Below are 24,295 nucleotides of genomic sequence, written 5' to 3'. Positions count from 1 at the left end.
CGAAAGGCAACTCCCCCATGGAACGGGCCAGTTCGTTCCCGAGCCGACGACGCCTGCTCAAGGGCGGCGCCGCCCTCGCCGCCCTCCCTTACGCGTTATTGCCCGGTACAGAGGCGAAGGCGGAGACGGCGGCCGTCGACTATCCGCTCGCCGAATGGGCACCGGCGAGCACCTCCAACTACACGGCGTCCAGTCGGCCGACGGCCTATCCGCTCGACTACGTGGTCATTCACGTCACGCAGGAGACCTATTCCAAGACCGTGGCCATCTTCCAGAACCCCGAGAAGAAGGTTTCCGCGCACTACCTCGTGCGATCGGCGGACGGGCATGTCGCCCAGTGTGTCAGGGAGCGCGACATCGCCTGGCACGCGGGGAACTGGGACTACAACACCCGCAGCATCGGCATCGAACACGAGGGCTGGGTGGACCGGCCCGCCTATTTCACCAACGCGCTCTATGAGGAATCGGCCAAGCTGACCGCCGCGATCTGCGCGAAGCACGGCATCCCCAAGGACCGGGCTCACATCATCGGCCACTACGAGGTGCCGGGCACCGACCACACGGATCCGGGGCCGAACTGGGACTGGACGCGGTACATAAGGCTCGTCAACTTCGCCTGACGGAGCGCCCGCCGCGGCTCCCCGACGACCCACGCCGATGTGAGCTCCACGTGAGGAGCTCCGTCACGGTGCTTGTCCGCGCCCGCACCGGGAGTGACGATGGTCCCAGTCGCATCGCCTACCGGGAGGCCGAGTTGACCGAACCGTGGGTGGCCCTCGAACCAGGAGCCGACCCCGTCGAGCGGGTGCGGATACTGCGCCGCGCGCACGAGGCGTTCACCGAGGCGGGCACGGTGCCGCGGCCGGTGCGCTCCGTAGTGGCCGATTCATGGCGGCGGTCGGCACGGGCCGGTGTCGCACCGGACGGCACGGCACGGGTGGAGCTCACGGACGGCGACCTGGGCTCCTACCGGGCGGAGCATCCGCTGGCCCGGGTGATGCCGCTCTTCCGGGAGCTCATGGGGACGTTCGCGACGGACGGCGAACACCTTCTCGCGGTGTGCGACGCGCAAGGTCGGCTGTTGTGGGTGGAGGGACATCCGGCGACGCGGCGGCAGGCGGGGCGGATGAACTTCGTACCGGGCGCGCGGTGGTCGGAGGCCTCGGTCGGCACCAACGCGCCGGGAACGGCGGTCGCCGTGGACCGACCGGTGCAGGTGTTCGCGGCCGAGCACTTCATCCGCCGGGTCCAGCCCTGGACGTGCGCTGCGGCGCCGGTGCACGATCCGCGCACGGGACGGGTGCTCGGCGCGGTGGACATCACGGGTGGGGACGGGCTCGCGCATCCGCACAGTCTCGGTTTCGTGCAGGCGGTTGCGCGGGCCGCCGAGTCCCAGTTGGCACTGCTCGCACCGGTGGAATCGGCAGCGGACACGCTCGAGCTGACCGCGCTCGGCCGCGACGAGGCCCAACTGGTCGCGGGCGGCCGGAAGGTCAGGCTCAGCCGCAGACACAGCGAGATCCTGGTGCTGCTGGCAAGACACCCGGAGGGGCTGTCGGGCGACGAGTTGCTGTGCGCGCTGTACGAGGACGAGTCGGTGACGCCGGTGACCCTGCGCGCCGAGCTGACCCGACTGCGCCGGGTGCTCGGCCCCGGCCTGCTGGGCTCGCGGCCCTACCGGCTCATGGCGCCGGTCGAGTCCGACGTTGCGGTCGTCGAACGGCGGCTCGGTACGGGCGCGGTCACCGCGGCCGCGGCGGCGTACGCCGGTCCGCTGTTGCCGGGTTCGGAGGCCCCGGCCGTGGTGCGGTTGCGGCGCCGCCTCGCCGACGGGCTGCGTACGGCGCTCATCGCCCGTCGCGACCCCGACCTGTTGGCGGACTGGGCGCGCGCGCCGTGGGGCGAGGACGATCTCGACGTATGGCGGGCGCTGGCCGCCGTACGCCCGACGGCGACGGTGTGGGCCCGGCTGGAGGGGCTGGAGCGCGAACAGGCCGCGCCACCGGGCCGACTGCACCCCGCGGCGTTCGCGGCGCGGCGTCGGCCGGCCATCGGGCAGGGCTGACCTGCCGCGTCCGCAACGTCTTTGCAACGTCCGCGCTCCTAGCCTCGCGGCGAGAGCTGTCCAACGGCGGGCAGCGCTTCTCCGGGAGGCAGACCAGCATGACCCGTTACGCGGCGCCCGGCACCGAGGGCGCGATCGTCTCCTACCAGGCGCGTTACGACCACTTCATCGGCGGCGAGTACGTGCCGCCGGCTCGTGGGCAGTACTTCGAGAACCCGAGCCCGGTGAACGGGCAGCCGTTCACGGAGATCGCGCGGGGCACCGCTGAGGACGTGGAGCGCGCGCTGGACGCGGCGCACGCGGCCGCACCCGGCTGGGGCCGCACCTCCGTCACCGCGCGCGGCGACATCCTGCTGAAGATCGCCGACCGGATGGAGGCGAACCTGGAGAAGCTGGCGGTCGCCGAGAGCTGGGAGAACGGCAAGCCGGTGCGCGAGACCCTGGCCGCCGACATCCCGCTGGCCATCGACCACTTCCGCTACTTCGCGGGGGCGATCCGCGCCCAGGAGGGTTCGCTCGGCGAGGTCGACGACGACACCGTCGCCTACCACTTCCACGAGCCGCTCGGGGTCGTCGCGCAGATCATTCCCTGGAACTTCCCGATCCTGATGGCGGTCTGGAAGCTTGCCCCGGCGCTGGCGGCGGGCAACGCGGTCGTCATCAAGCCCGCCGAGCAGACCCCGGCGTCCATTCACTACTGGATGAGCCTGATCGCGGACCTGCTGCCGCCGGGCGTCGTCAACATCGTCAACGGCTTCGGCGTGGAGGCGGGCAAGCCGCTCGCGTCCAGTCCGCGGGTGGCGAAGGTGGCGTTCACGGGTGAGACCACGACCGGGCGGCTGATCATGCAGTACGCCTCGGAGAACATCAAGCCGGTCACACTGGAGCTCGGCGGCAAGTCACCGAACATCTTCTTCGATGACGTCTGGGCGCAGAACGACGACTTCAGGGACAAGGCGCTCGAGGGCTTCACGATGTTCGCCCTCAACCAGGGCGAGGTCTGTACCTGCCCGTCACGGGCTCTCGTGCAGCGCGGTCACTACGGCGAGTTCATGGAAGCCGCCGTCGCCCGCACCGAGCTGATCAAGCCGGGCCACCCGCTCGACACCGACACGATGATCGGCGCGCAGGCCTCCAACGACCAGTTGGAAAAGATCCTCTCCTACCTGGACATCGGTCGGCAGGAGGGCGCCAGGATCCTCACCGGTGGTGAACGTGTCGAGCACTACGGGGAGTTGAAGGGCGGCTACTACGTCCAGCCGACGATCTTCGAGGGTGACAACCGGATGCGGATCTTCCAGGAGGAGATCTTCGGCCCGGTCGTCTCGGTCACGTCGTTCGACGACTTCGACGACGCCATCAAGACCGCCAACGACACGCTGTACGGCCTCGGGGCCGGCGTATGGACGCGCGACATCAACACCGCGTACCGCGCGGGCCGTGCGATCCAGGCGGGTCGGGTGTGGACGAACTGCTACCACGCCTACCCCGCGCACGCGGCGTTCGGCGGCTACAAGCAGTCCGGCATCGGCCGCGAGACGCACAAGATGATGCTGGAGCACTACCAGCAGACCAAGAATCTTCTGGTGTCGTACTCGCCGAAGAAGCTGGGCTTCTTCTAGGCGCACGAAAAAAGGCGCCTGACCTGGTCTTTCACCCGTCAGGCGCCTTTCCCTCAGCTTGCTCTCGGCCGAGCCCGGCTTGCGTGCTAACTCCCAGTTCCTCCCACACCTGTACCGCTCCTGACCAGTACTTCCGGACCAGTCACGGACCAAACCCACGCTTCAGCCCTCGGTTGCTTCGCCTTGGCTGACACGCCCCCACTCCTGCATCGACTGCTCGATGAGGCGGTTCGCCTGTTCTCGAACGCCGTCGAGGAACTTGGCGTAGTGACGGAAGAGAACCTCGATGCTTTGGCCGGCGCGGCGGGCGCATTCGGCCGGGTCCACTCCGGAGTAGAGCCAGAACGAGATCCCCGCGTGCCGGAGATCGTAAGGTCGCTTAGCCAGGCCAGAGGTGCGCTCCGGGCGAGTCAGGGCGTGTTCCCGGGCCCGCGCCCACGTCTTGCCGTATGCGGCAGCGTCGACGTAGTTGCCAGCCTCGTTCCGGAAGAGTCGGCCATCAGGTGCCACGTCGAAGCGTTCCACGTGGGCACGCAGCATGCGTACGAACTGCGGTGGGATGGGCACAGGCCGCGTCGCGCTTGCCGCGCGGCGCTTGAGCGAGTGCACCTCGTGCACCTCACCGTCGTCAGTCCACTCCTTGCCGGACGTGACGACCCCGCCCGAAAGGTTGAGCATTCCCCATCCGGTCTTCGGCAAGTGGCATTGCTCGATCCGGAGATGGATGACCTCAGCGGGCCGCATGGCCGCGAAGTACATGCAGCCGAAGAACGCCTCAAGATGACGCCCCCGCCCCGACTGGCCGGCAACAGCCTCGAGTAGCCGAAGCACCTGGGCCGGATTCGGAACGGCAGCCGGATCCACCTCCTCATTGACCGCCGGCGCATTCCACCGGAGCCCGTTGAGGGGGTTCTCCGCGAAGTACCTCTTCTCCACCGCAGTGTTGAGAGTTTCGTTGAACGCAGCCCTCTTGCGTCGGGCTGTCTTGGCCGCAGCCGCCTTGCCGTCCAGCTTGCGGCACATAGCATCGAGGGACCTGCGCAGAACATCCGCATCCGCAAGGGCGCTGACAGGCAGAGAGTTCCGCTTCATCCAGTCCAGCGCGTGGAGCCACTCCTCGTCGGGTTCGCGCTGCCAGGCGTTCTTGTTGAATGCCCAGGAGTACAGGGCACGCCTCAGTACCCGCGGATCGGAATACGTTGCGCCGGGGTGCACCAGGGCGGGCGTGATGGTAGCGAAGGCATCGGCCAGGGTGCGGCGGGTGTTCCCTGGCGTACGCTCCCATCTTTGCTCGATGTATTCGTGCGCCAGGTCGTACCACGTAGTCCGCTGCTTGATGGCCCGCAACTCAGATGCGGGCAGACCGGTGTGCTCATCAAAAGGCTCACCCTCGCGCGCCGCTGTCATCAGCTTCGCGCGCCGGCTATCAGCAAGCGCGAATGTGATGAAGGACGCGGACTTCTCGCGCCCGTTGACCGTCCACCGGATCTGGAAAGGCTTGCGCCGATCAGAACGCTCGCGTATGTCCCAGAAGCGGACGTATAACTCATCGCCATCCAGGCGTATCCCTTTCACACGCCTCCCACCACGCATCCAGATCGGCGCGGCGGCAGCGCAGTTCACCATTCGGTAGCTTGATCATTCGGGGTGCCTGACCGCGAGCGCGTAGGCGGTAGAAGGCCGATGCGCTCATGCGGATTTCCGCTAGGACTTCGGCAAGCTTGAGCGCAGGTGGGCGAGCCATTGATGTCTTCCTCGGGCATTCCGGATTTGTCGGCCACCCAAGCGGCAGCGCGACTTGTACCCACTCCGCCACAGCTGATGGGCAGGCGCTGTCAGTTACAGGGGCTGCAGGGCGCCGACATGAAGGGCCATAGTGTCCGAACGGCTCCACCGCCAAGCACAGCCGCTGCGAACACCCTCAATGGTCTTCATGATCGCCGGTTTGGCCAACCGGCGATCGTGGTCTATGTTGTGCGCCCCCACAGGGAAATTCACGGACGATCGCTAGCGGACGAAACTCAGGGACCAGCCGGTGCGATCGGACAACGGGGTCGCGCCGTCCGTCACGAGCACCCGGAGCCCGCCGTCGATTAGCCAGTCCAAATCGTGCGCAACGATGCACTCGGGAGCGCCGACGGCTCGGGCTATGTACCAGGGTGGGGCTCCAGGCGTGTCGCGATGCGCGCGAGGACCACTCGGTCCCGGCGATAGCTACGTTGCAGCAAGTCCTCGCCGACCAACCCGGTCGCACAGACGCAAAGAAACAGCGCCGTGGATGAGCGTCGTAATCCTCTCGCTCCGATGTGGTCCATACGTTCAGGGCATCAAGTGCCAAGCGGATGGCGGCGTTGAATCGGACGGATCGGAGAGCGGCATTCGACAGGGGGTACTCCTTGGGTCGGGCCTCTGCGATGAGGCCGAGCAGCACGAGGCACCGGCCTCCGGCATGGCCGACCTGCAGGTCGGCCCGGAATCCTGAATCCCATCACTGACCTGGTGTTTTTCGGGGACGTTGTACGTTGACATAGTCCCAGAGAAGGTTCCAGTCCTTCGGGGCTATTTCTCGTCTGCCGTGGGCGAATGCCGGGCCGAGGGAAGTCCAACCGGAAAACGTCAGGGGCTTTCCGTCGGAGAAGAGCGGCAGGGCATGCTCCGCCTTCGCCTGGCTCGGGCGCACCGTGAAACCGGTGCGCCCGGCGCCGGCGGCCAGCCCGGACGAGAAGCCGACAGCCTCCGAGAAAGAGGCGGCGCGGAAGTCGCTGGCTGTACTGCGGACAGACCTGCGGGTGGCGCAGATCGCTGGGAATCGGGGCCCGGAGTGAAACGGAAGGGCTACAACGCCTGAGTGTCGCGGCGTTCGCGAGGGCTACATGATCCCTTTCCAGTGCCAGGGTCACTGCTCTGCACGGCCACGCAGGCAGTCGACACGGTACTGAGCCTCTGCCTGCGAGTCAGGTCGCATGGACGCGTGCTGGGCTGTGTAGGTCGTCATGCGTAACTCGCGAGCCCCAGCGAGAAGCTCGTATCCCTCCCACTCGGTGACGTCCGTTCCGTACGGACTCTGCTGCGCATTTCGCTGGGGCGTGCGGGGTGACCCTGTCGGGGCCGGCAGCTGCGAGGTGACGTGGGGGCGTCAGGTCTCCCGGTGCTCGCTCAGAACAGTGCTGGGCCCTCGCCGCTGGTGTCCACGATGACTGGCCGGAACTGGGCAGGGAGGCCGTCCAGGCGGTCAGGACCGGCCGCGGCGGCCACGGCAGGGGCCGTCTCGGCCAGCCAGGTGCGAAACCGCTCGGCGGCTTCGCGGTAGGGGACTCGCGCCAGGACACGGTGCTCGCCGGAGGGACAGGAGTCGACGGCGACGGTGAGCAGGCAGGAACGGGGCGCGTTGTGACTGCCTGTCCAGGACAGGCGCAGCGCACCACAGGGCTTGCGTCCGCGGGAGCCGCGGGGGTCGCGGTGGGTCGGGCGCAGTGATCGGCAGGCTATGTGGGCGGTCCATGCGGCGAGGTGCGGCAGGGGCAGGGTGGTGCGTGCGCGGCAGCCGGGGCAGCGGTGCCAGTGGCGGAGCCAGTCGTCGGTGTCGGTGTGGAAGAGGCGTGTGTAGCGGTTCGCCACGCGGATGTCGTTGCTGTACAGGTGGTCGGGGCGTTCCAGTGTGTTGCAGGACTGGCAGAGGGGCCGTTAACCGAACTAACTCATGAGTTCTTGCAGGTCAGATGGCCTCTCCGCTAGCTTCTCGGGATGCTTCAAGGTGATGTCCCCGAGCGGAACTTGGCAGAGTTCGGCCTGCCCGAGATAGGCCGGCTGCAGGAGTCTGGTGATCAGTGGGCGCCGTACCAGTTACTCGACCAGGATGGCGTTGTCGTCGACCCCGTCCGCGTCTTCTTCGCAGAGCTGCAGGCAGAGAACAAACCGGCTTCCACGGTCCGCTCGACGACATGGACCTGCTGCGCTGGTGGCGGTTCCTGTGGGCTCTCGACATCGAGTGGAACCGGGCAACCCGTGCGGATGCGCGGGACTTCATTCGGTGGATGCAGATCGCGAACAAGTCGCAGCGCCTGCGCTGGAGACACCGGAGGGCGGGCCACTCCGAGGAGACGGCGCCGAAGCTACGGATGACGCGGAAGAAGATCCCCGGTACGCCGAACGCCATCACGGGCAAGGTCTCACCCGGCCCGCAGTACGCCGTGAGGACGCGCGCACACTGCGAAACCGTGCTCCGCACGTTCTACGACTTCCACCGGGACGAGGGCACCGGGCCGATCATCAACCCGTTTCCGCTCGACCGTTCGCATCGCGGCGGCCGCGCGAACGCCCACCACAAGCCTGACCGGCCCTTTAACCAAGAGCGGACAGGCCGCTACCGGCCGACCATCCCGAAACGTGCGCCCCGGCGCATCCCAGACGAGATGTTCAACGCGCTGTTCGCCGCCCTCCGGCACAATCGAGATCGCGCTCTACTGGCCTTCTGGGTTTCCAACGGTGCCCGCGCCGAAGAACTGCTCACCAGCCGGCAGCGCGATGCGCTACCCGGTCAGCAGTTGGTCGGCGTGATCCGAAAGGGAACCCGCGCCTACCAGCAGCTTCCTTGCTCAACCGACGCCTTCGTCTGGCTGCGCCTCTACCAGGAGGAGACACGGCGAGACGGCATCCCGCGGGGCAAGTCCCTGCCGTTGTGGTGGACGCTGAGGCGGCCCTGGCGTCCCCTGAACTACGACGCGGCGCGGGCGATGTTCAACCGGGCCAACGATCTCCTCGGGGCGAACTGGACGCTCCACGATCTACGCCACACCGCGTCCTACCGATTCGCCCGCGACCCCAACATGCCTCTGACCGACGTCCAATGGGTCCTCGGTCATGCACATTTGACGACCACACAGCTCTACCTGCCGTCCAGCCAGGACGAGGTAATCGAACGCGTCCGTGCTCATCACGCACGCCGGGCAGAGCAGCGTGACCGGCCGCCCGCGCCACCGGCCCCCGGCTACAACTCCGACTCGCTGAAGACTCTCTTTGGGAGCTCATGGTGACGAACACTGAGACCTTGGACGCTCCGGCTGCCATCCGAGATGCTCAGCCACTCGTCGGCGAGGCTCTCCGGGCCGCCAAGAAGCGTTTCCCGCCGCGGCCTTATGAGGACGCCTGGCCTGCCACCAGCCAGTCCTACGAGGAGGTCGTGGCCCGGCTGAACCGGCCTCCGCTTCGGGCCGCGAGCGAGTCCACCCACTTCTACCGGCGCCGGGGGGCAACGCTCATTCTCCGCTGGCTCCTGGACCAGCCGGGCACCACCTGGCAACAACGGTGGAACGCGACTCCCGCCGCAAGCTCGACCGGGGCAAAGTGGAACAAGCTCAACGCCAGCTGGGTCGGCTACGACGCGGCGAATGCGAACGGCATCCTGAACACCGGCCTGTTCGCCCTGGTCTGCGCCGATGTGCTCCGGCCATCGCTCCACTGGCAGCTCACCCGGACCTCGACCAACCTGCGTGCCATCATCTGCCAGTACCGTGACCCTGAGGGATTTGCCCGCCTTCAGGAGTTGGTGGGCCCAGACGCGTGGTCCTCTCACCTCGGCATCCTCGCCAAGAACGTGCTGGTCAAGCTGGTCATCGCCAAGGGCGGCGGCTTGGCCGACATCAATGTCGGAGACGCCATTGAGTACATGGAGGCGCATCGAGCTCAGCGGGCCACGTCGGGCGGTCAAAGCCTGTTCTATTCCTGGCTGAAGGAACTGGGGCACCTGCCGTCCGACGCGCCCGTGTCGCTGAGGCTCCTGCACCGAACGTCCGGCCAGGTCTCGGTCGAGCAGCTCGTCGACCGCTACCGGCCGCAGTCCAAGCCGATCCGGGACCTGCGGGTCGAGTACCTCAAGGAACGCCAGCCCACCATGGACTACACGTCCTTGGAGGACGCGTCACGGACGCTCGTGAGGAACTTCTGGCTGCAGATTGAGCGCATCCAGCCCGGCATTGACACACTTCGGCTGCCGTCCGAAGTCGTGAGCGCATGGAAGCATGTCAGCCGGACGAAAGTCACGCGCCGCCGGCTGCCCGATGGCACGGTCCATGAGGCAGTGACGGAGCGTGCCAACTACGGCAGCCTCATGATCGGAGTTCGAGCCCTGTACCTCGATCTGGCTCACTGGGCCGTCGAGGAACCAGAACGCTGGGGCCCGTGGGTTGCTTCCTGCCCGGTCAGCGCCGCCGATGCGAGTACCTCCAAGCACCAGAAGCGCCGCAAGGCCAAGATGGACCAGCGCACCCGTGAACGACTGCCCGCGCTGTCCACCGTTGTCCGCGCCGCCAGGGCGAACTGGACGGAGGCCCGGGAGGGGATGGACGCCCTGCAGGCCGCCCCACTCGGTGGCCAGTTCACGTTCAGGGGCAGAACCTACACGCGCCAGAAGAAGGACTCGTCGACTCCGTTCCGGGCCTACGACGAGTCCGGCCGACGCGTCCATCTGGGGCTGCTCGAGGAACGGGCGTTCTGGGCCTGGGCCACGATCGAATTCCTGCAGCACACCGGCGTCCGGATCGAGGAGATGCTGGAGGCCAGCCATCATGCCCTGATCCAGTACAAGCTGCCCACCAGCGGTGAAGTAGTACCTCTGCTCCAGGTCGCTCCCTCGAAAACCGACGAGGAACGCCTTCTCCTCGTCAGCCCAGAACTGGCCGACGTCCTCAGCACGATCATCGCCCGCGTCCGTGACCCTCGAACAGGCGCGATCCCGATGCTGCCCAACTACGACGTCGCGGAGAAGATCTGGAACCCGCCGATGCCGCTGCTGTTCCAGTGGACATACGGAGGCCAGCACACACCGGTGTCCCGCCAACTGATCCGCAACGGTCTCAACGAGGTCCTGGAACGAACCGGGCTCACCGACTCCGCGGGCCAGCCCCTCGACTTCGCTCCGCACGACTTCCGAAGGATCTTCATCACCGACGCGATCCGCAGTGGCCTGCCGCCCCACATCACGCAGGTCCTCGCAGGTCACTCCGACATCAACACCACGATGGGCTACAACGCCATCTACCCGGCGGACGCCATCGAAGCCCACCGCGCGTTCATCGCCCGCCGTCGATCGCTTCGTCCCAGCGAGGAATACCGGACCCCGACGAACGAGGAGTGGGACGCCTTCCTCGCTCACTTCGAGAAGCGCAAGCTCTCTCTGGGAACCTGCGCTCGGGCCTTCGGAACGTCGTGCATCCACGAGCACGCTTGCGTCCGATGTTCGCTCCTCCGGTCCGAGCCGTCCCAGCGAGACCGTCTGACCGAGATCCGCGACAACCTGCTCGACCGGATCGCCGAAGCTCAGCGGGAGGGCTGGCTCGGAGAGGTCGAGGGTCTGGAGATCAGCCTGGCCGGCGCCGAGGACAAGTCGACCCAGCTCGATGCCGCTCTCAAGCCCTCAGTCATCCACCTGGGCCTGCCCACCTTCGGCGAGATCGCCGCACGGACCACCTGATCGGCTCCGCCACGCGACTGGCGGAGCCGCTCAAGGTTGACGACGCGCGAGGATGATCCCTCCCAGCTTGCTCTCGGCAGAGGTGAGAGTCTTGTGCGTCTCGACGGCGAAGCCAGCTTCGTTCAGCCACTCAATCGTCTGGTCATGCTGCCGGCGATGAACATAGACCTTCATCGGGTGCCCGCCATAGCCCTCAGTCTTCAACCGCGACTCATCGCCGACATGGAAGCTGAGCAGCAACGGCCCACCGGGCCGAAGTACTCGACGGAAATGCGCAAGAACCGAGCTGATCTCGTCGTCAGGAATGTGGATCAGTGAGTACCAGGCGACCAGGCCAGTCACGGAGGCGTCGGCCAAGGCGAGGTCCGTCATGGAACCGAGATCGAACCGCACACCGGGGTGTTCACGACGGGCCACATCGATCATTCCAGGTGACAGATCGATGCCGAACGCGTCCAGGCCAAGGTTCCGCAGGTGGCCTGTGATCCTGCCTGTCCCACACCCCACGTCCGCGACCAGCCCGCCGCCTTGGGCACGCACCAGGTCGGCAAACAGGGCCAAGACCGCGCGTTCCGCGGGTGTTTCGTCCAAGAGGTGACGTGTCAGCTCTGCGTAGCTTGCAGCTACGGTGTCATAAGACGTCCGCGTATCCGCCAACCAGTCATCTGCGTTCAGTCCCATTTCCACCGACCGCAGGCTACACAAGTCATCAAGCGGCGTGACGGCTTACTGAGATTTGATGCGTGGTGTCGCTGGGTCGACGTCTTGAACTGCGAAGACGAGGGTTCGCCGCGCGGCATCATGCGAAGATCACCAGTAACGGGCTCTCCCGCAATTGGTCGTGAGGCGTGTTGGCCTGGCTCCTGAGGCAAGGGCCCGCTTCGCGGAGCTGCGCTAGTAGTAGCCCTTCGTGCCGTCGAGTAGCTCCCGGACGATGTCCGCGTGCCCCGCGTGTCGCCCCGTCTCCTCGACGAGGTGGATCAGCACCCAGCGGAGGTTGGCGCTGCCGTCGCGGAAGTCGGGGTGGCGGCCGGCGTCGTCCAGGTCGGCCGCGGCAACGATCTCGTTGCTGCGGGCGCACTGAGCCTCGTACTCCGCTAGGAGCTCTGCGAGGGGGCGGCCGTCGGTGTGCCAGTCGGCGTGCTCGCGTGACTCGTCGAATGCGGGGTTCTGCTTCTTGTCGCCGCCGAGGAACAGCACTTCCAGCCAAATGTGCTCGGTCCAGCGCATGTGGGAGATGAGACCGGCCATCGTCATCGCCGGTGAGGTCGGGATGACCGGGCGGCGCGCGTCCTCGTCGCTCAGCCCTTCGCATTTCCAGCGCAGGATCTGCCGCTGCAGGTCCAGCCAGCCGATGAGCGCGGTGCGTTCGTCCGCTTGGCGCGGGGGGCGTTCCAGGTCCGATGTCATGCCGGCGGACGCTACCAGGGCGGTCGGGAGGGGACGCCTGGGGTACGGGCTCTTCCGCGATTTGCGATCTTGGTCGCGGTTGGGGACATCGGGGTGTTACTGGTGATCTTCGAGTGATGCCGCGGGGCGGGCCCTCCTCTTCACCGTTCAAGGCGTCGACCCGGCGACATCACGCATCAAACCTCAGTAGTTCGGAGAAGGGGGCGCGGACGTAGCCGTGTTCGTGGCAGTGGTCGAGGACTGTGGCGGGCGCAGTGCGGCAGACAGCGCACGCCCACCCAGCCACCCTGCGGGAGGTACCGGGCTTCCTGCTGAGCACCGAGTACAGCTGGCCTTCCAGCTCTTTGTTGTACGGGCGCAGTGAGGCGGTGGGGCCCTCGGGGCTCGTCGTCTGCCGACCGCCGGCCTCTCGAGCCTGCCGGGGGTAGGAGGGCGGCTCGGTGACGGCTGCGCCTGCCTGGCGGGTCCGCGCGGCTTGCACCCACTGCGTTTCGGTGTGCTCGGCGGCATCCAGCAGCCTGACCACAGCGCGCGGCAGCCACCACGTGCGCTGCGTCCCGTCGCGGGTCTGCTCCACGAGTATCTGTCGCCAGTCGATCCCCGCCAGATGGTACGGCCGGCCGACTTCACGCCGTCATGTCGCTGATGCCGCTCGTCAACCTCTCCCGGTTGCAGACTCGCGCCGGCCACGGCGAACTCGCCTACGGCTTGTTGTACTGCCTCAACGACGCTGCCCGACACCGGAACAAGACTGACATCGACGGCCGCACCGTCGACCTGTCTGCTCTGACCGGCACGGACGAGGACCACCGCACGGTGTGCCAGGAGCTGTACGTCACCCTGCTCGTGGACGGCGCCCGCGCCCTCGCCCAGATCGGGCGGTGGACCGAGGCCGCCGACGCCATGGCCCAGCACCGCGGCATCGGCAACCGGCTCCTCGACGGCCGCCAGATCAAGATCATGGCCCTGATGGAGCAGGGCCTGGACCAGCAGGCCCGCGACCTGATCGACACCACCCAGCCCGCCGAGCCTTGGGACAGAGCCATCGCCCTCCTCCTGCACGCCCACTGCCGACCCGCAGACGCCCCCGTCCCTGAACCCGACCTCGACCGCACCCTTGGTGCAGCCGTCCAACTCCTTGCCCACCCCGATCCGCCGACCGCCGCCTTCCAGACCCGGACGGGCCTGTCAGCCCTGGAACTGGACCGCACCGGACGCCATGCCGCCCGCGTACTCGACTCCCTCGTCAGCGTCGCCCGACTCGACGCCTACGCCGCACGAGACGCACTGCACCACCCCGTCGCCGCGTCCACCCTGGACGACCGGGCGACAGACGCGCTCAACGCGGTGATCGCCACGGCCGGACTGGGATCCGGCGTCCTGTCCGCCCACCACCAGGAGGCTCTGACGGGCGCGGTCGGCCACGCCGAGACAGAACTGGAAAGGCTCCTGCAGGCCGAACCAGATCCCAGCTAAGAGGGGACGCCCCGGGATGCCCCGCCGTACTGCCCACGCTGTTTGGCGGTGTCGGCGTTTCGGCCATTTCCTGCCCGCAGCCGATCCAAGCCAGACCAGGGATCCCGCGCCCGCGGGGTTCCCTGACGCAGGAAATAGCGGGCTCCCCAGCACGACCGAATGACGTGTGTTCGATATCGCAGCCGTGTCGTTAGACCTCACGACTCTGCCGCAGCGACCGTCCTAGGGGGAACGATGACCTCGGCCATTACACAGGACCAGCCGCCACAACCGCCCAAGGAAACCGCGCCGGACAACGAACCGCAGGAGGCCGGTGTTCGAGAAGAGGAATACCTCTACCGCGACGAGTCACGGCTCCAGGCCGGCTCCCTGCTGACCTCCCGCACCATGGCGCGGCGCCTTCCCTCACTCGTGCGGCGCTCGGTGCAGATGGCCTGGCGCGTGGACCGCGGCGCGACCATCGGCCTGCTGGTGTGCCAGATCGGGACCGGCGTCCTCGCGGCCCTCGGCCTCCTGGCCGTCACGGGCACGATCACCGCGCTGATCTCCTCGGGCGACATCACCGAGCGGCTGTGGGACGCCGCCCCGCAGCTGGCCGTGATCGCCGCCGCCGCCGGCCTGCGCGCCCTGCTGGGCATCATCGTCGTCTGGCTGACCGGCCGTCTGCGCCCGGTGCTCGGCCGGGCAGCGGAGCTGACGATGATCGAGGCCGCGCTCGGCGCGGAATTGGCCGCCAACAACAAGCCCGGCTACAACGACGCCTACGACATCGCCGACCGCGGCGCCCAGGTCACCCCCGACCTCGTCGAAGAAGCGCAGGACGTCCTCGCGGCCACCGCCACGCTCGCGGCCGGCGCCACCGTCCTGACCGTCCTGCACCCCCTGCTCCTTCCCCTGCTCTTCCTCGCCTGCCTGCCGCAGGCCGCCGCCTACGTCCGCTCCGCCCGCGTGCTCTACCTCGCCGCGCTGGAGACCTCCGGGCGGCGCCGGATGCTGGGCAAGCTGCGCTGGCACATGGCCTATCAGGAGTCCAGCGAGGAGATGCGCGCCTGCCTGGCCGGCCCCTTCCTGATCGGCCGGTACCGGCGGCTGGCCGCCTCGGTCAACGCGGCCGAACGAAAGGCCGCGAACACCGGTGCCTGGATGGGCCTGGCCGGAGCCGTGGCCGGCGGGATCGCCTCGACCGCGGTGTGGGCGGCGCTGCTGTGGCTCCTGGCCTCCGGGCGGATGAGTCTGGCGGCCGGCGGCGGCGCCGTCTTCGCTCTCCAGACCGCCACCGGCTCGGTGCGCGGCATCATCAACGGCGGGGCCCGCCTGGTGCGCACCGGCTGGTACGTGCAGGACTGGCAGAACTTCCTCGACAACGCCCACGGCCAGGCCATGACCGACTCCCGCGGCACCGCGCCCGTGGCCGTGCCCCCGGAGCGTTTCGAGGTCCGCGACGTCACCTACCGCTACGACGGCGCCCCGAAGGACAGCCTGAGCAACGTCTCCCTGCACGTGCGGCGCGGGGAGATCGTGGCGCTGGTCGGGGAGAACGGCTCCGGCAAGACAACCCTCTCGCGCCTGCTGTGCGGGCTGCTGCTGCCCACCGAGGGCGACGTGGCCTGGGACCACGCCTCCACCGCGGACCTGGACCCGTGGGGGTCGTGGGAGCACGTCGCGCTGGTGCCGCAGAAGTTCACGTACCTGCCGCTGACGATGCGTGACAACATCACGTTCGGGCAGGGCGACACCAGTGACGCGGCTCTGCTCGCCGCATGCGAGGCGTCCGGCGCTGCGGAGATGCTGCCGGGCCTCCGCTCCGGCCTGAATACCCTCCTGACCAGTGAGTGGTTCGGCGGGCAGCAGCTCTCCGGCGGGCAGTGGCAGCGCCTGGTCCTCACTCGCGCGTTCCACCGGCAGGCGGCGCTGCTGGTGATGGATGAACCCACGGCCGCCCTCGACGCCCGTGCGGAGCACCGGATCTTCGCCGGCCTGCGGGAACTGGCCAAGGACCGCGCCGTCCTGCTGATCACGCACCGGCTCACCAACGTGACTTCTCCGGGGGTCCAGGCTGTGGCGACGGCAGGATGCTCAGGTTTGATGCAGCTCAGCGCCGGTGTCCTTGAGCTTATCCATCGCAACAGGTGTGGTGTATCGCTGGATCGGGTGACGTCACGGCCGGCGGCTCCTACTGGTTCCGGCCTTGCCTCTCGGGGAAGGCGACCCGTCGGCGAGGAAGTCGGTGGCGAAGTCCTCGCGGAGACTCCGGTCTTCTCGCTACGCCGCGACGAGGCGCCTCACTCGTCGGGATCGGGCGCGATAGTCAAGACGCTGCTGCATCAACTGGCGTGGCGATTGGCGGGCGCCGTGGCAGGCGAGACCAGCGCGATCGCATGTGAGAGTGGCGCTAAAACAACCTCCGTTGCTGAAATACAACCTGCACACCTGATCGAGATCGGCAAAAACTTACCCAAGGCATAAGAGTTTAATTGAGGACTATTTCATCGAGTATGCGCTTGCCTTGTTGCCACGCGACAGTAAAGTATATATGACACTCATTGGGAAATAGGGGGCATATGGGCACCTTAAGAAGGTGCCGTTGTCCAAGTGCTGGCCATAGATAGGGTCATGACGGGTTGTGATTTGAGTGTGAAGATCACCGACTGGTGCAGGGAGAAAACTGCGCCGGAGAGGACTTCACATGCCATTTCTGTTTCACAGAGCCACGCGGCACAGACCCACGCGGCACAGAGCCGCAGGGTCCGAGCAGCCCTATCTACCGCTGTCCTCCCTGCATCGTCTGCGCCCGGTCGCTGCGGCGTTGACGTTGCTGATGGCCGTTGAGGCTGCCGTGGTCATCGAGTCGACGGGCCAGGCCGTGGCTCTGCCACGGGAAGTGCCCGCCAAGAGCGCGACGGCCTCAGGTAAGAAACCCAAGAAGCTCGGCCCCGCCACCGCCGCCTCGGAAGCCGCTGCGCGGTTGAAGGCCAAGATCCAGAACCGCCGCATCGAGGCCACCGACGCTCGCACGGAGACCTCGACCACTTACGTCAACCCGGACGGAACGGTCACGGAGAAGGCGTACGCCGGACCGATCCGCTTCAAGGACGACGACGGCTCCTGGCACAGCGTCGACCCGTCGCTGGAACAGGCCAGTGACGGGTCGATCAGGGCGAAGGGGCATCCCCACGGGCTGACTCTCGCCGGCAAGCATGCCGCACCGAAGGGCCTGAAGGCTGCCGGCGAGAAGAGTGCAGCGGCGCCGGTGCCGCTGGTCACGGTGGACGATCGTGCGGGTCGGCAACTTCAGCTCGGCTGGTACGGCGCACTGCCGGAGCCCACGATCGAGGGGGCCGATGACACGGTCGCCCGGTACAAGGATGCGCTGCCGGCCACCGACCTGCTGATCGAGTCCACGCGCACGGGCTATGAGCAGTTCCTGGAGCTGAAGAACCGTTCCGCCGTCGACGCCAACGGCCAGGTCGCCTACAGCCTGAAGGCCAAGGGGCTGACCGCGAAGGCCCACGCGGACGGGTCGGTCACCTTTACCGACGCCAAGGGCAAGACTGCGGGGGTTTTGCCGTCGCCGGTGATGTGGGACGCCCAAACGGACAAGAACTCCGGGGAGCACACCCATCAGGCGAAGGTGGGGGTGAAGGTCGTGCAGGTCGGCGACACCATCACCATCACGCTGACTCCGGACGCCGAATTCCTTGCTGATGAGAAGACGCAGTTCCCGGTCACCATCGACCCGTCGATCAATGTCGGCAGCAGCTTCGACACGTTCGTCGAGCAGGGTTACACCACCGACGAGTCGGCCGCGACGGAGCTGAAGATCGGCAACAACGGCTCCAGTCAAGTGGCCCGTTCGTTCCTGTCGTTCCCGATGAAGAACATCACCGGGAAGCAGATCACCGCGGCGAAGCTGAACCTGTACGAGTTCCACTCCTGGTCGTGCACGGCCAAGGGTTGGGACGTGTACAGCACGGGTGCGGCCAGCACCAGCACGCGTTGGACGAGCCAGCCGAGTTGGGGCACGAAGTACGCCACCAGCACGCTGACCAAGGGTTTCTCCAGCTCCTGCAACGACGGCTGGGTCAACGCGGACGTCACCTCGCTGGCCAAGGCATGGGCCGCCAACGGCAACGGCACCAACCACCTGGGGCTGCAAGCCTCGGACGAGACCGATCCGTATGGCTGGAAGCGGTTCAACTCGGGCAACGCCGCCTCCAACACGCCGTACCTGTCGGTGAGCTACAACTCCATCCCGGACGTTCCGACGCTGATATCCCCGGCGGACAAGGGCGCCACCAACGACACCACGCCGACTCTGTCGGCGAAGGCCCTGGACGGCGACGGCTCGCAGGTCACGCTGGACTACGAGGTCTGGGCCTCCAACGGCACCTCCGCGCTGCAGTCCGGCTCCAGCAGCAGCGTAGCCTCCGGCGCGACGGCCACCTGGACGCCGACGGCGCTGGCACAGGGCACCTACAAGTGGCGGGTGCGGTCCGGGGACGGCTCGGCGAACAGCGCCTGGTCGGCCTTCCGCACCCTCACGGTCGACACCACGGCCCCGGCGACGACAACGGCGTCCTCCACCGACTTCCCAGCCGGGCAGTGGTCGGGCACGCCGGACGCCAACGGCGACTTCACCGGCTCATTCACCTTCACCCCGCCGACCAGCGACGTGAAGGAAGTCCAGTGGAACCTGGACAGCGGCACCTGGCAGTCGGTGGCCACCACCGGCAGCGCAGTCGCCGCCAAGCCGGTCTTCCGCGCGGGCAAGCACACCGTGACCGCGCGCACCAAGGACGCGGCGGGCAACGTCTCCGCCTCCACGAGCTACACCTTCTACGCCGGTTCCGGCGCCGCCCTGCTCACCCCCCGTGACGGGGACCGTCCCGCCCGGCGTGCGGAGCTGACGGGCCAGGGCAAGACGAGTGACACCGGAGTGCGGTACCAGTACCGGCGCGGCGAGACCGACACCTGGCAGGACATCCCCGCACAGGACGTCCGCCGCAAGGCCGACGAATCGACCCTCACAGCCTGGCCGGCGACCGTCACCAGCGGCAACGCCGAGGCACTGACCTGGAATGTCACCGACACCCTCAGCGAAGACGGCCCGGTGGACGTCCGTGCGGTGTTCACCGACGGCACGACCACCGACGCCTCCCCGGCCACCCGGATCACGGTGGACCGCAACGCCGGCCAGGCGCCCAGCGAGAAGGTCGGTCCGGGCAGTGTGAACACGCTGACCGGTGACTACGGCCTGTCGGCCACGGACGCCTCGGTCTTCGACATGAGCGTCTCGCGGACGTTCTCCTCCCGGCGTCCGTCCAACGGCGCCCAGCAGGAGGGGCAGGCGGCGATCTTCGGGCCGCAGTGGACTGCTGGCACGACCGCGGAGATCTCCGACAGCGACTGGGCATACGTGCGCAAGACGTCGGCCACTTCCGTGGCGGTCGTGGACGTGGACGGCGACGAGACCGGCTTCACCGCGGCCAGCAGTGGCGGCTGGAAGCCGGAGACAGGGGCGGAGGACCTGACGCTGACCGGCTCGCTGACAGGCTCCTTCACGCTGAAGGATACCGAGGGCACCACGTCGGTGTTCAGCAAGGTCGACTCCACCGCCACCACCTGGCAGCTGGCCACCACCTTCCTGCCCACGGACAAGTCCACTACCACCGTGATCTCGGAGAAGACCACGGTGGACAGCAAGACGCTGGCCCGGCCCAAGTACGTGATCGCCCCGACCTCGGCCGTCGCGGCCGACACCTGTGCGGCCACGCCGTCGACCAAGGGCTGCCGGGTACTGGAGTACGTGTACGCGACCTCCACCACGGCCACGAGTTCGGCCTTCGGCGACTACACCGGGCAGGTCACGCAGATCCGCCTGTGGGCCACCGACCCCGGTGCCTCGGCCGCCACGGCCACGGTCGTCTCCCAGTACGCCTACGACACCCAGGGCCTCCTGCGTGAGCAGTGGGACCCACGCATCTCCCCGGCACTCAAGACGGCCTACGGCTACGACTCCGCCGGGCGGGTCACGACGCTGACCCCGCCGGGTGAACTGCCGTGGACGTTCGAGTACGGCAAGGCGGGCAGCAGTTCGGTGGCCGGCGACGGCATGCTGCTGTCGGCTTCCCGCCCGACCCTGACGGCGGGCACGAAGGACACGCAGGACGGCGGCAAGGCCACCACCTCGCTTGTCTACGACGTGCCGCTTTCCGGTGACAAGGCCCCCAACCAGGTCGCGCCCGGCGACGCCACGACGTGGGGCCAGACGGACGCTCCCACGGACGCCGCCGCCATCTTCCCCGCCGACCAGGTTCCCCTCTCCCACACCGGAAGCGATCTGGGCGCAGCCGACTACGACAAGGCGACCGTCACCTACACCGACGCCTCCGGACGCACGGTCAACACCGGCCTGCCCGGCCGGCACCTGACCACCAAGCAGTACGACCGGTTCGGCAACACGGTCTTCGAGCTGACCGCAACCAACCGCGAACTGGCGCTGGGCAACGCGGACTATCAGGTCAACACCCAGAGCCAGCTCGACATCCTCTCCGACTCACCGGCCGAACGGGCCCGACAGCTCGGCACCGTCTCGGTGTACTCGGCCGACGGCAAGCGGGAGCTGGAGGAATCCGGGCCGCTGCACCTGGTCACCCTCACCCACGCCCTGAGCGGCGATGCGGACAGCCCTGACCTCCCGGCCGGTGTCCAGGTCGCCGCGCGTGAGCACACCGTCAACAGCTACGACGAAGGCCGCCCCACCGACGGCACCGCCACGGTGGCCGACCAGGTGACCACCACCAAGGTGGGTGCCACGATCGACGGTTATCCGACGGACGGTGACGTGCGTACCACGGCTACCGCCTACGACTGGGTCAAGGGCTTGCCCACCAGCGTGACGACCGACCCGAACGGGCTGAAGCTGGCCAAGACCACCAGCTACGACGCCCAGGGCCGAGTTATCAAGACCACGCTGCCCAAGTCCACCGGAACCGACGCCGGGGCCACGGTGACCAGCTACTGGTCGGCCACCGGAACCGGCACCTGTAACGGGCGTCCGGAATGGGCTGACCTCGTATGCTCCACGGGTCCGGCTGGTGCGATCACCGGGGGCGGTTCCAACCCGACCGAGCTGCCGGTCAAGACCACCGAGTTGGACCGCTGGGGCAACCCGGCCAAGGTCACCGAGACGGCCAACAGCGTCACCCGCACCACGACCAACACCTACGATGCTGCAGGCCGCTTGAAGCAGACCCAAGTCACGGGCGGTGTCGGTACGGTAGTTCCGGCCCAGACCACCACCTATGACTCGGCAAGCGGCGACGTGGCGACCGTCTCCGAGGGTACCGCCACCATCACCCACACCACCGACCTGCTCGGTCGGGAGATCGCCTACGACGACGGCGCGGGCAACGTCACGCGCACCGAGTACGACAACCGCGACCGCAAGGTCCGGGTCACCGACTCGGCCCCGTCGACGGTCACTTACGACTACGACAACCCCGCTGGCCTGCCCAGCCGCATGCACGACTCGGTCATGGGCACTATCGGTGACGTCACCGGTTCCTACGACTCCGACGGCCGCCTGTACAAGGAGGTGCTGCCGTGGAACATGAACGTCGAGTTCGACCTCGACCCCACCGGCAGTGAGACCTCCCGGTACTGGCACTGGGAATCCGGCTGGACCGTCCAGGGCGAGTCCACCAGTCAGAACATTCACGACCAGGTCGTCAGCCGTACCGTCTACACCGGCGGCGGTGCCTATCAGGACTACAGCTACGACGCGGCGGGTCGTCTGACCAAGGTCGACGACTCCGAAGCTGGCGTCACCACCCATCGCGCCTACGCGTTCGACGACAACACCAATCGCAACTCCCTGACCACGACGGTCGACGACGTCGACGGAGGCACCCCCACCACCAACACCGTCAACTACAACTACGACAGCGCCGACCGGCTGATCGCCTCCGGCACCGTCTACGACGCCTTCGGCCGCACCACCGCGCAGGCCAGCGGCGCCCAGAACGCCTACTACTCCAACGACCTCGTCCGCCAGATCACCGCGAGCGACAAGCGCACGACCTGGAACCTGGACGCGTCCGGACGACTCGCCTCGTGGACCACCGAGAAGCAGGCCGAGGACGGGACCTGGAGCACGGACACCACCCAGACCAGTCACTTCGGCGGCGACGGCGACAGCGCGGGCTGGACGGACGAGGGCAACGGCGCCATCAGCCGAAGCTTGGAGGACCTGACCGGCAGCCTGATCGCCACCACCAGCGCGACCGGTGACGTCGTCCTGCAACTCGCCAACCTCCACGGCGACATCGCCACCCAGATCCCGCTCGTGGACAACACCACCCCGGTGGTCAACACCTACGACGAATACGGCAACCTGCTGCCCGGCACCGACCCCACCCGCTACGGCTGGCTCGGCGGCAAACAACGCTCCACCGAAACCCCCGACAACGTGACCCTCATGGGCGTCCGCCTTTACGACTCAACCACCGGACGCTTCCTGTCCGTCGACCCCGTCCCCGGCGGCAGCGCCAACGCCTACGACTACTGCAACGGCGACCCGCTCAACCACTACGACCTCGACGGACGCTGGTGGTGGGGGCACCATTATTGGCGGCATGTGAGACAACATCTCAGAAACTGGGGGAGACGCCACCGCTTTGTGCGTCACACCTATTACGCTTTGCGGCGCTGGGGCGGCCGCGTGTCGCGCAATCACTACGTCAGACAGTGCGGGTGGTGGGGCGGAGGTGCAGGTGGAGCGACTCTCGCGTATGGCTGGTGGGCTGGGCCAGTCGACTGGGCCGCGGCCGGGTTCAACGGCGCCTTCGGCTGTGCAGCCGGAATGGGCAGTTATCGATGGGGCTGAAAAAGGTGACACAAATGCACTCCCCGGATCGTAAACCCGACCGTATCGGGTCCATCATCGCTGCCATCGCCAGCGTGAGCAGCATCTATCTGGCTCACCTCGTGATGCCAAAATTGTCACTCGGAATCCTGGTCATCCCTGGAATTATTGTCGGGGCAGCTATCGCGATCGCGATACGCAAACCGCGGAGAACGAAATAGCGTGACCGGGGAATACCTTAGAAGCCGCCTGATAGCCATGTAGCGAAATATTGCGCACGGCAACAGGCGCCCCCCGGAGAAACCTTCTTTGACACTGTTGGTCAATTCGGAGGCAGGCTCTTCTCGGCCCCGCCGGCTTCGGCTCGGCGGGGCCGATTACTGCGAGCAGATAACCCCGGCATCCGACAGCTCGCTGTCCCTTGAAAGAAGCGCAGCACGCCACCGCGTGGGTATCGTTTCGGTCAGTGCGGGCGTGGCATACGGCATCTAGTCGGCGAGTCACGCAGACGGGCCTGCGCCGGCATTACCGATGGTAAAGATAGGACATGCCGAAGCAAAGCGTGACTGATTGGGTCGACAAGGAAAGGCGCTTTCGCTATACTTCAGATATCGGCCAGCAGCCCGAGGTGTATCGGAATGTGGACTTGATAGTTGTTGGCCGAGTTTTTCGCGGGTCTCCGAGCCTTTCAGGGGCGGCCCCAGGGCGACCCACGACTACTGGGGCGCAGCCCCATCCCGTCAACTGTCCTGTGGCAAACCGGGAATACCAGCGGGGATTCAGTGGCCCCGCCGCAGGCCCTTCCGGGAGTACCTTTTGATACGCCGCCGTCATCGTGATGATCCTCAACCGCCTTCGAATTCTTCGACGGCCTCGGATGTTATCCAGATTACCGTTCGGGAGCTAATTGCCCTTGTGGGAGTTCTTGAGCATGCCCATAATAGAATCGCAGAGTTGAGCGATGTCAACGACGAGACTATCGCCCGCGCCAGCGGAACCTCACTCATCCCATCACTGTATGCGCGAGCTGGATTGACCTTGACGAAAGGCGGTGACAATATCCCCCTGCTTGTCAGCGAGGTTGGCCTACTTGAAGCCGCAGTGATTAACCTGGAGTCGTACGAGGGGAACGAGGTAGTACTGGTCGCTGGATACGAACTTCTGGATGTTTTTGCGAATCGCGAGGCGAATACCCAGCCCCTGCGCCGCATACACGGAATCTTGACCTTTGACGGCGAGGCGGGGAATCGACCAGCGGATCAGCCGCTCCTTCCGTGAAATGACGGCGAAGAGCGAAGCCTGAGCCTCGATCCACCTCGTAATGGCCGGGCTGCGAGTGGGGAAACGAGAAGATGTGTCTGCTTACCTGTAATGATGGGAGTTCTCAC

At 67.0% G+C, this 24,295-nt stretch carries 15 protein-coding genes; 9 read left to right on the top strand and 6 right to left on the bottom strand.

The features are described from left to right. Positions 1–17: 17 nt before the first annotated feature. The 3 genes from ABZ656_RS17635 to ABZ656_RS17625 all read left to right on the top strand — a co-directional run bounded on the left by ABZ656_RS17635 (position 18) and on the right by ABZ656_RS17625 (position 3,687). Entirely contained in the window at positions 18–620 is a 603-nt protein-coding gene (locus tag ABZ656_RS17635; RefSeq protein WP_101407681.1) for an N-acetylmuramoyl-L-alanine amidase, read from the top strand. A gap of 134 nt (positions 621–754) precedes the next feature. Then, positions 755–2,065, top strand: coding sequence for a GAF domain-containing protein (locus tag ABZ656_RS17630; protein ID WP_180362784.1), 1,311 nt, complete (start codon positions 755–757; stop codon positions 2,063–2,065). Positions 2,066–2,163: 98 nt separating this feature from the next. Continuing rightward, a complete protein-coding gene (locus ABZ656_RS17625) occupies positions 2,164–3,687 on the top strand; it encodes an aldehyde dehydrogenase family protein (protein ID WP_101407682.1) in 1,524 nt (507 codons plus the stop codon). Between the two features lie 162 nt (positions 3,688–3,849). Here ABZ656_RS17625 and ABZ656_RS17620 read toward each other — a convergent pair whose 3' ends face one another. The 3 genes from ABZ656_RS17620 to ABZ656_RS17610 all read right to left on the bottom strand — a co-directional run bounded on the left by ABZ656_RS17620 (position 3,850) and on the right by ABZ656_RS17610 (position 7,305). After that, on the bottom strand, positions 3,850–5,262 hold the full coding sequence (locus tag ABZ656_RS17620; protein ID WP_360268926.1) for an integrase: 1,413 nt from the start codon (positions 5,260–5,262) through the stop codon (positions 3,850–3,852). Further along, positions 5,234–5,431: a helix-turn-helix domain-containing protein gene (locus ABZ656_RS17615; protein WP_099939993.1), complete on the bottom strand. Its 198-nt coding sequence runs from the start codon at positions 5,429–5,431 to the stop codon at positions 5,234–5,236. The genes ABZ656_RS17620 and ABZ656_RS17615 overlap by 29 nt, the downstream gene beginning before the upstream one ends. 1,412 nt (positions 5,432–6,843) lie before the next feature. Then, on the bottom strand, positions 6,844–7,305 hold the full coding sequence (locus tag ABZ656_RS17610; RefSeq protein ID WP_360268923.1) for a hypothetical protein: 462 nt from the start codon (positions 7,303–7,305) through the stop codon (positions 6,844–6,846). Positions 7,306–7,628: 323 nt separating this feature from the next. Here ABZ656_RS17610 and ABZ656_RS17605 point away from each other — a divergent pair, with 323 nt between their 5' ends. Both ABZ656_RS17605 and ABZ656_RS17600 read left to right on the top strand, forming a co-directional pair. Next, positions 7,629–8,720: a site-specific integrase gene (locus tag ABZ656_RS17605; RefSeq protein ID WP_360268920.1), complete on the top strand. Its 1,092-nt coding sequence runs from the start codon at positions 7,629–7,631 to the stop codon at positions 8,718–8,720. After that, positions 8,714–11,155, top strand: a complete 2,442-nt coding sequence (locus tag ABZ656_RS17600) for a site-specific integrase (RefSeq protein WP_360268917.1) — start codon at positions 8,714–8,716, stop codon at positions 11,153–11,155. Before ABZ656_RS17605 ends, ABZ656_RS17600 begins: the two co-directional genes overlap by 7 nt. Positions 11,156–11,185: 30 nt before the next feature. Here the strand turns inward: ABZ656_RS17600 and ABZ656_RS17595 are convergent, their stop codons facing one another. The 3 genes from ABZ656_RS17595 to ABZ656_RS17585 form a co-directional block, all read right to left on the bottom strand. Continuing rightward, positions 11,186–11,830 (bottom strand): class I SAM-dependent methyltransferase, encoded by a 645-nt coding sequence (locus ABZ656_RS17595; RefSeq protein WP_101408461.1) that lies wholly within the window; start codon positions 11,828–11,830, stop codon positions 11,186–11,188. Positions 11,831–12,049: 219 nt separating this feature from the next. Continuing rightward, entirely contained in the window at positions 12,050–12,565 is a 516-nt protein-coding gene (locus ABZ656_RS17590; protein ID WP_101407686.1) for a DinB family protein, read from the bottom strand. A 169-nt stretch (positions 12,566–12,734) separates the two neighbouring features. Next, positions 12,735–13,142: an endonuclease domain-containing protein gene (locus tag ABZ656_RS17585; RefSeq protein ID WP_360268913.1), complete on the bottom strand. Its 408-nt coding sequence runs from the start codon at positions 13,140–13,142 to the stop codon at positions 12,735–12,737. A gap of 68 nt (positions 13,143–13,210) precedes the next feature. On the opposite strand from ABZ656_RS17585, the gene ABZ656_RS17580 reads away from it, so the two are divergent. From ABZ656_RS17580 to ABZ656_RS17565, 4 genes are all read left to right on the top strand, one after another. Continuing rightward, a complete protein-coding gene (locus ABZ656_RS17580) occupies positions 13,211–14,041 on the top strand; it encodes a hypothetical protein (RefSeq protein ID WP_129592396.1) in 831 nt (276 codons plus the stop codon). A 234-nt stretch (positions 14,042–14,275) separates the two neighbouring features. Then, positions 14,276–16,507: an ABC transporter ATP-binding protein gene (locus ABZ656_RS17575; RefSeq protein ID WP_360268910.1), complete on the top strand. Its 2,232-nt coding sequence runs from the start codon at positions 14,276–14,278 to the stop codon at positions 16,505–16,507. Positions 16,508–16,859: 352 nt separating this feature from the next. After that, positions 16,860–22,928: a DNRLRE domain-containing protein gene (locus ABZ656_RS17570; protein WP_360268907.1), complete on the top strand. Its 6,069-nt coding sequence runs from the start codon at positions 16,860–16,862 to the stop codon at positions 22,926–22,928. A gap of 933 nt (positions 22,929–23,861) precedes the next feature. Then, on the top strand, positions 23,862–24,185 hold the full coding sequence (locus tag ABZ656_RS17565) for a hypothetical protein (protein WP_360268905.1): 324 nt from the start codon (positions 23,862–23,864) through the stop codon (positions 24,183–24,185). The last annotated feature ends 110 nt before the right edge of the window (positions 24,186–24,295 follow it).

Source organism: Streptomyces sp. NPDC007095 (assembly GCF_040634475.1).
Classification (GTDB): domain Bacteria; phylum Actinomycetota; class Actinomycetes; order Streptomycetales; family Streptomycetaceae; genus Streptomyces.
This window is presented reverse-complemented; position numbering and strand designations above follow the sequence as displayed.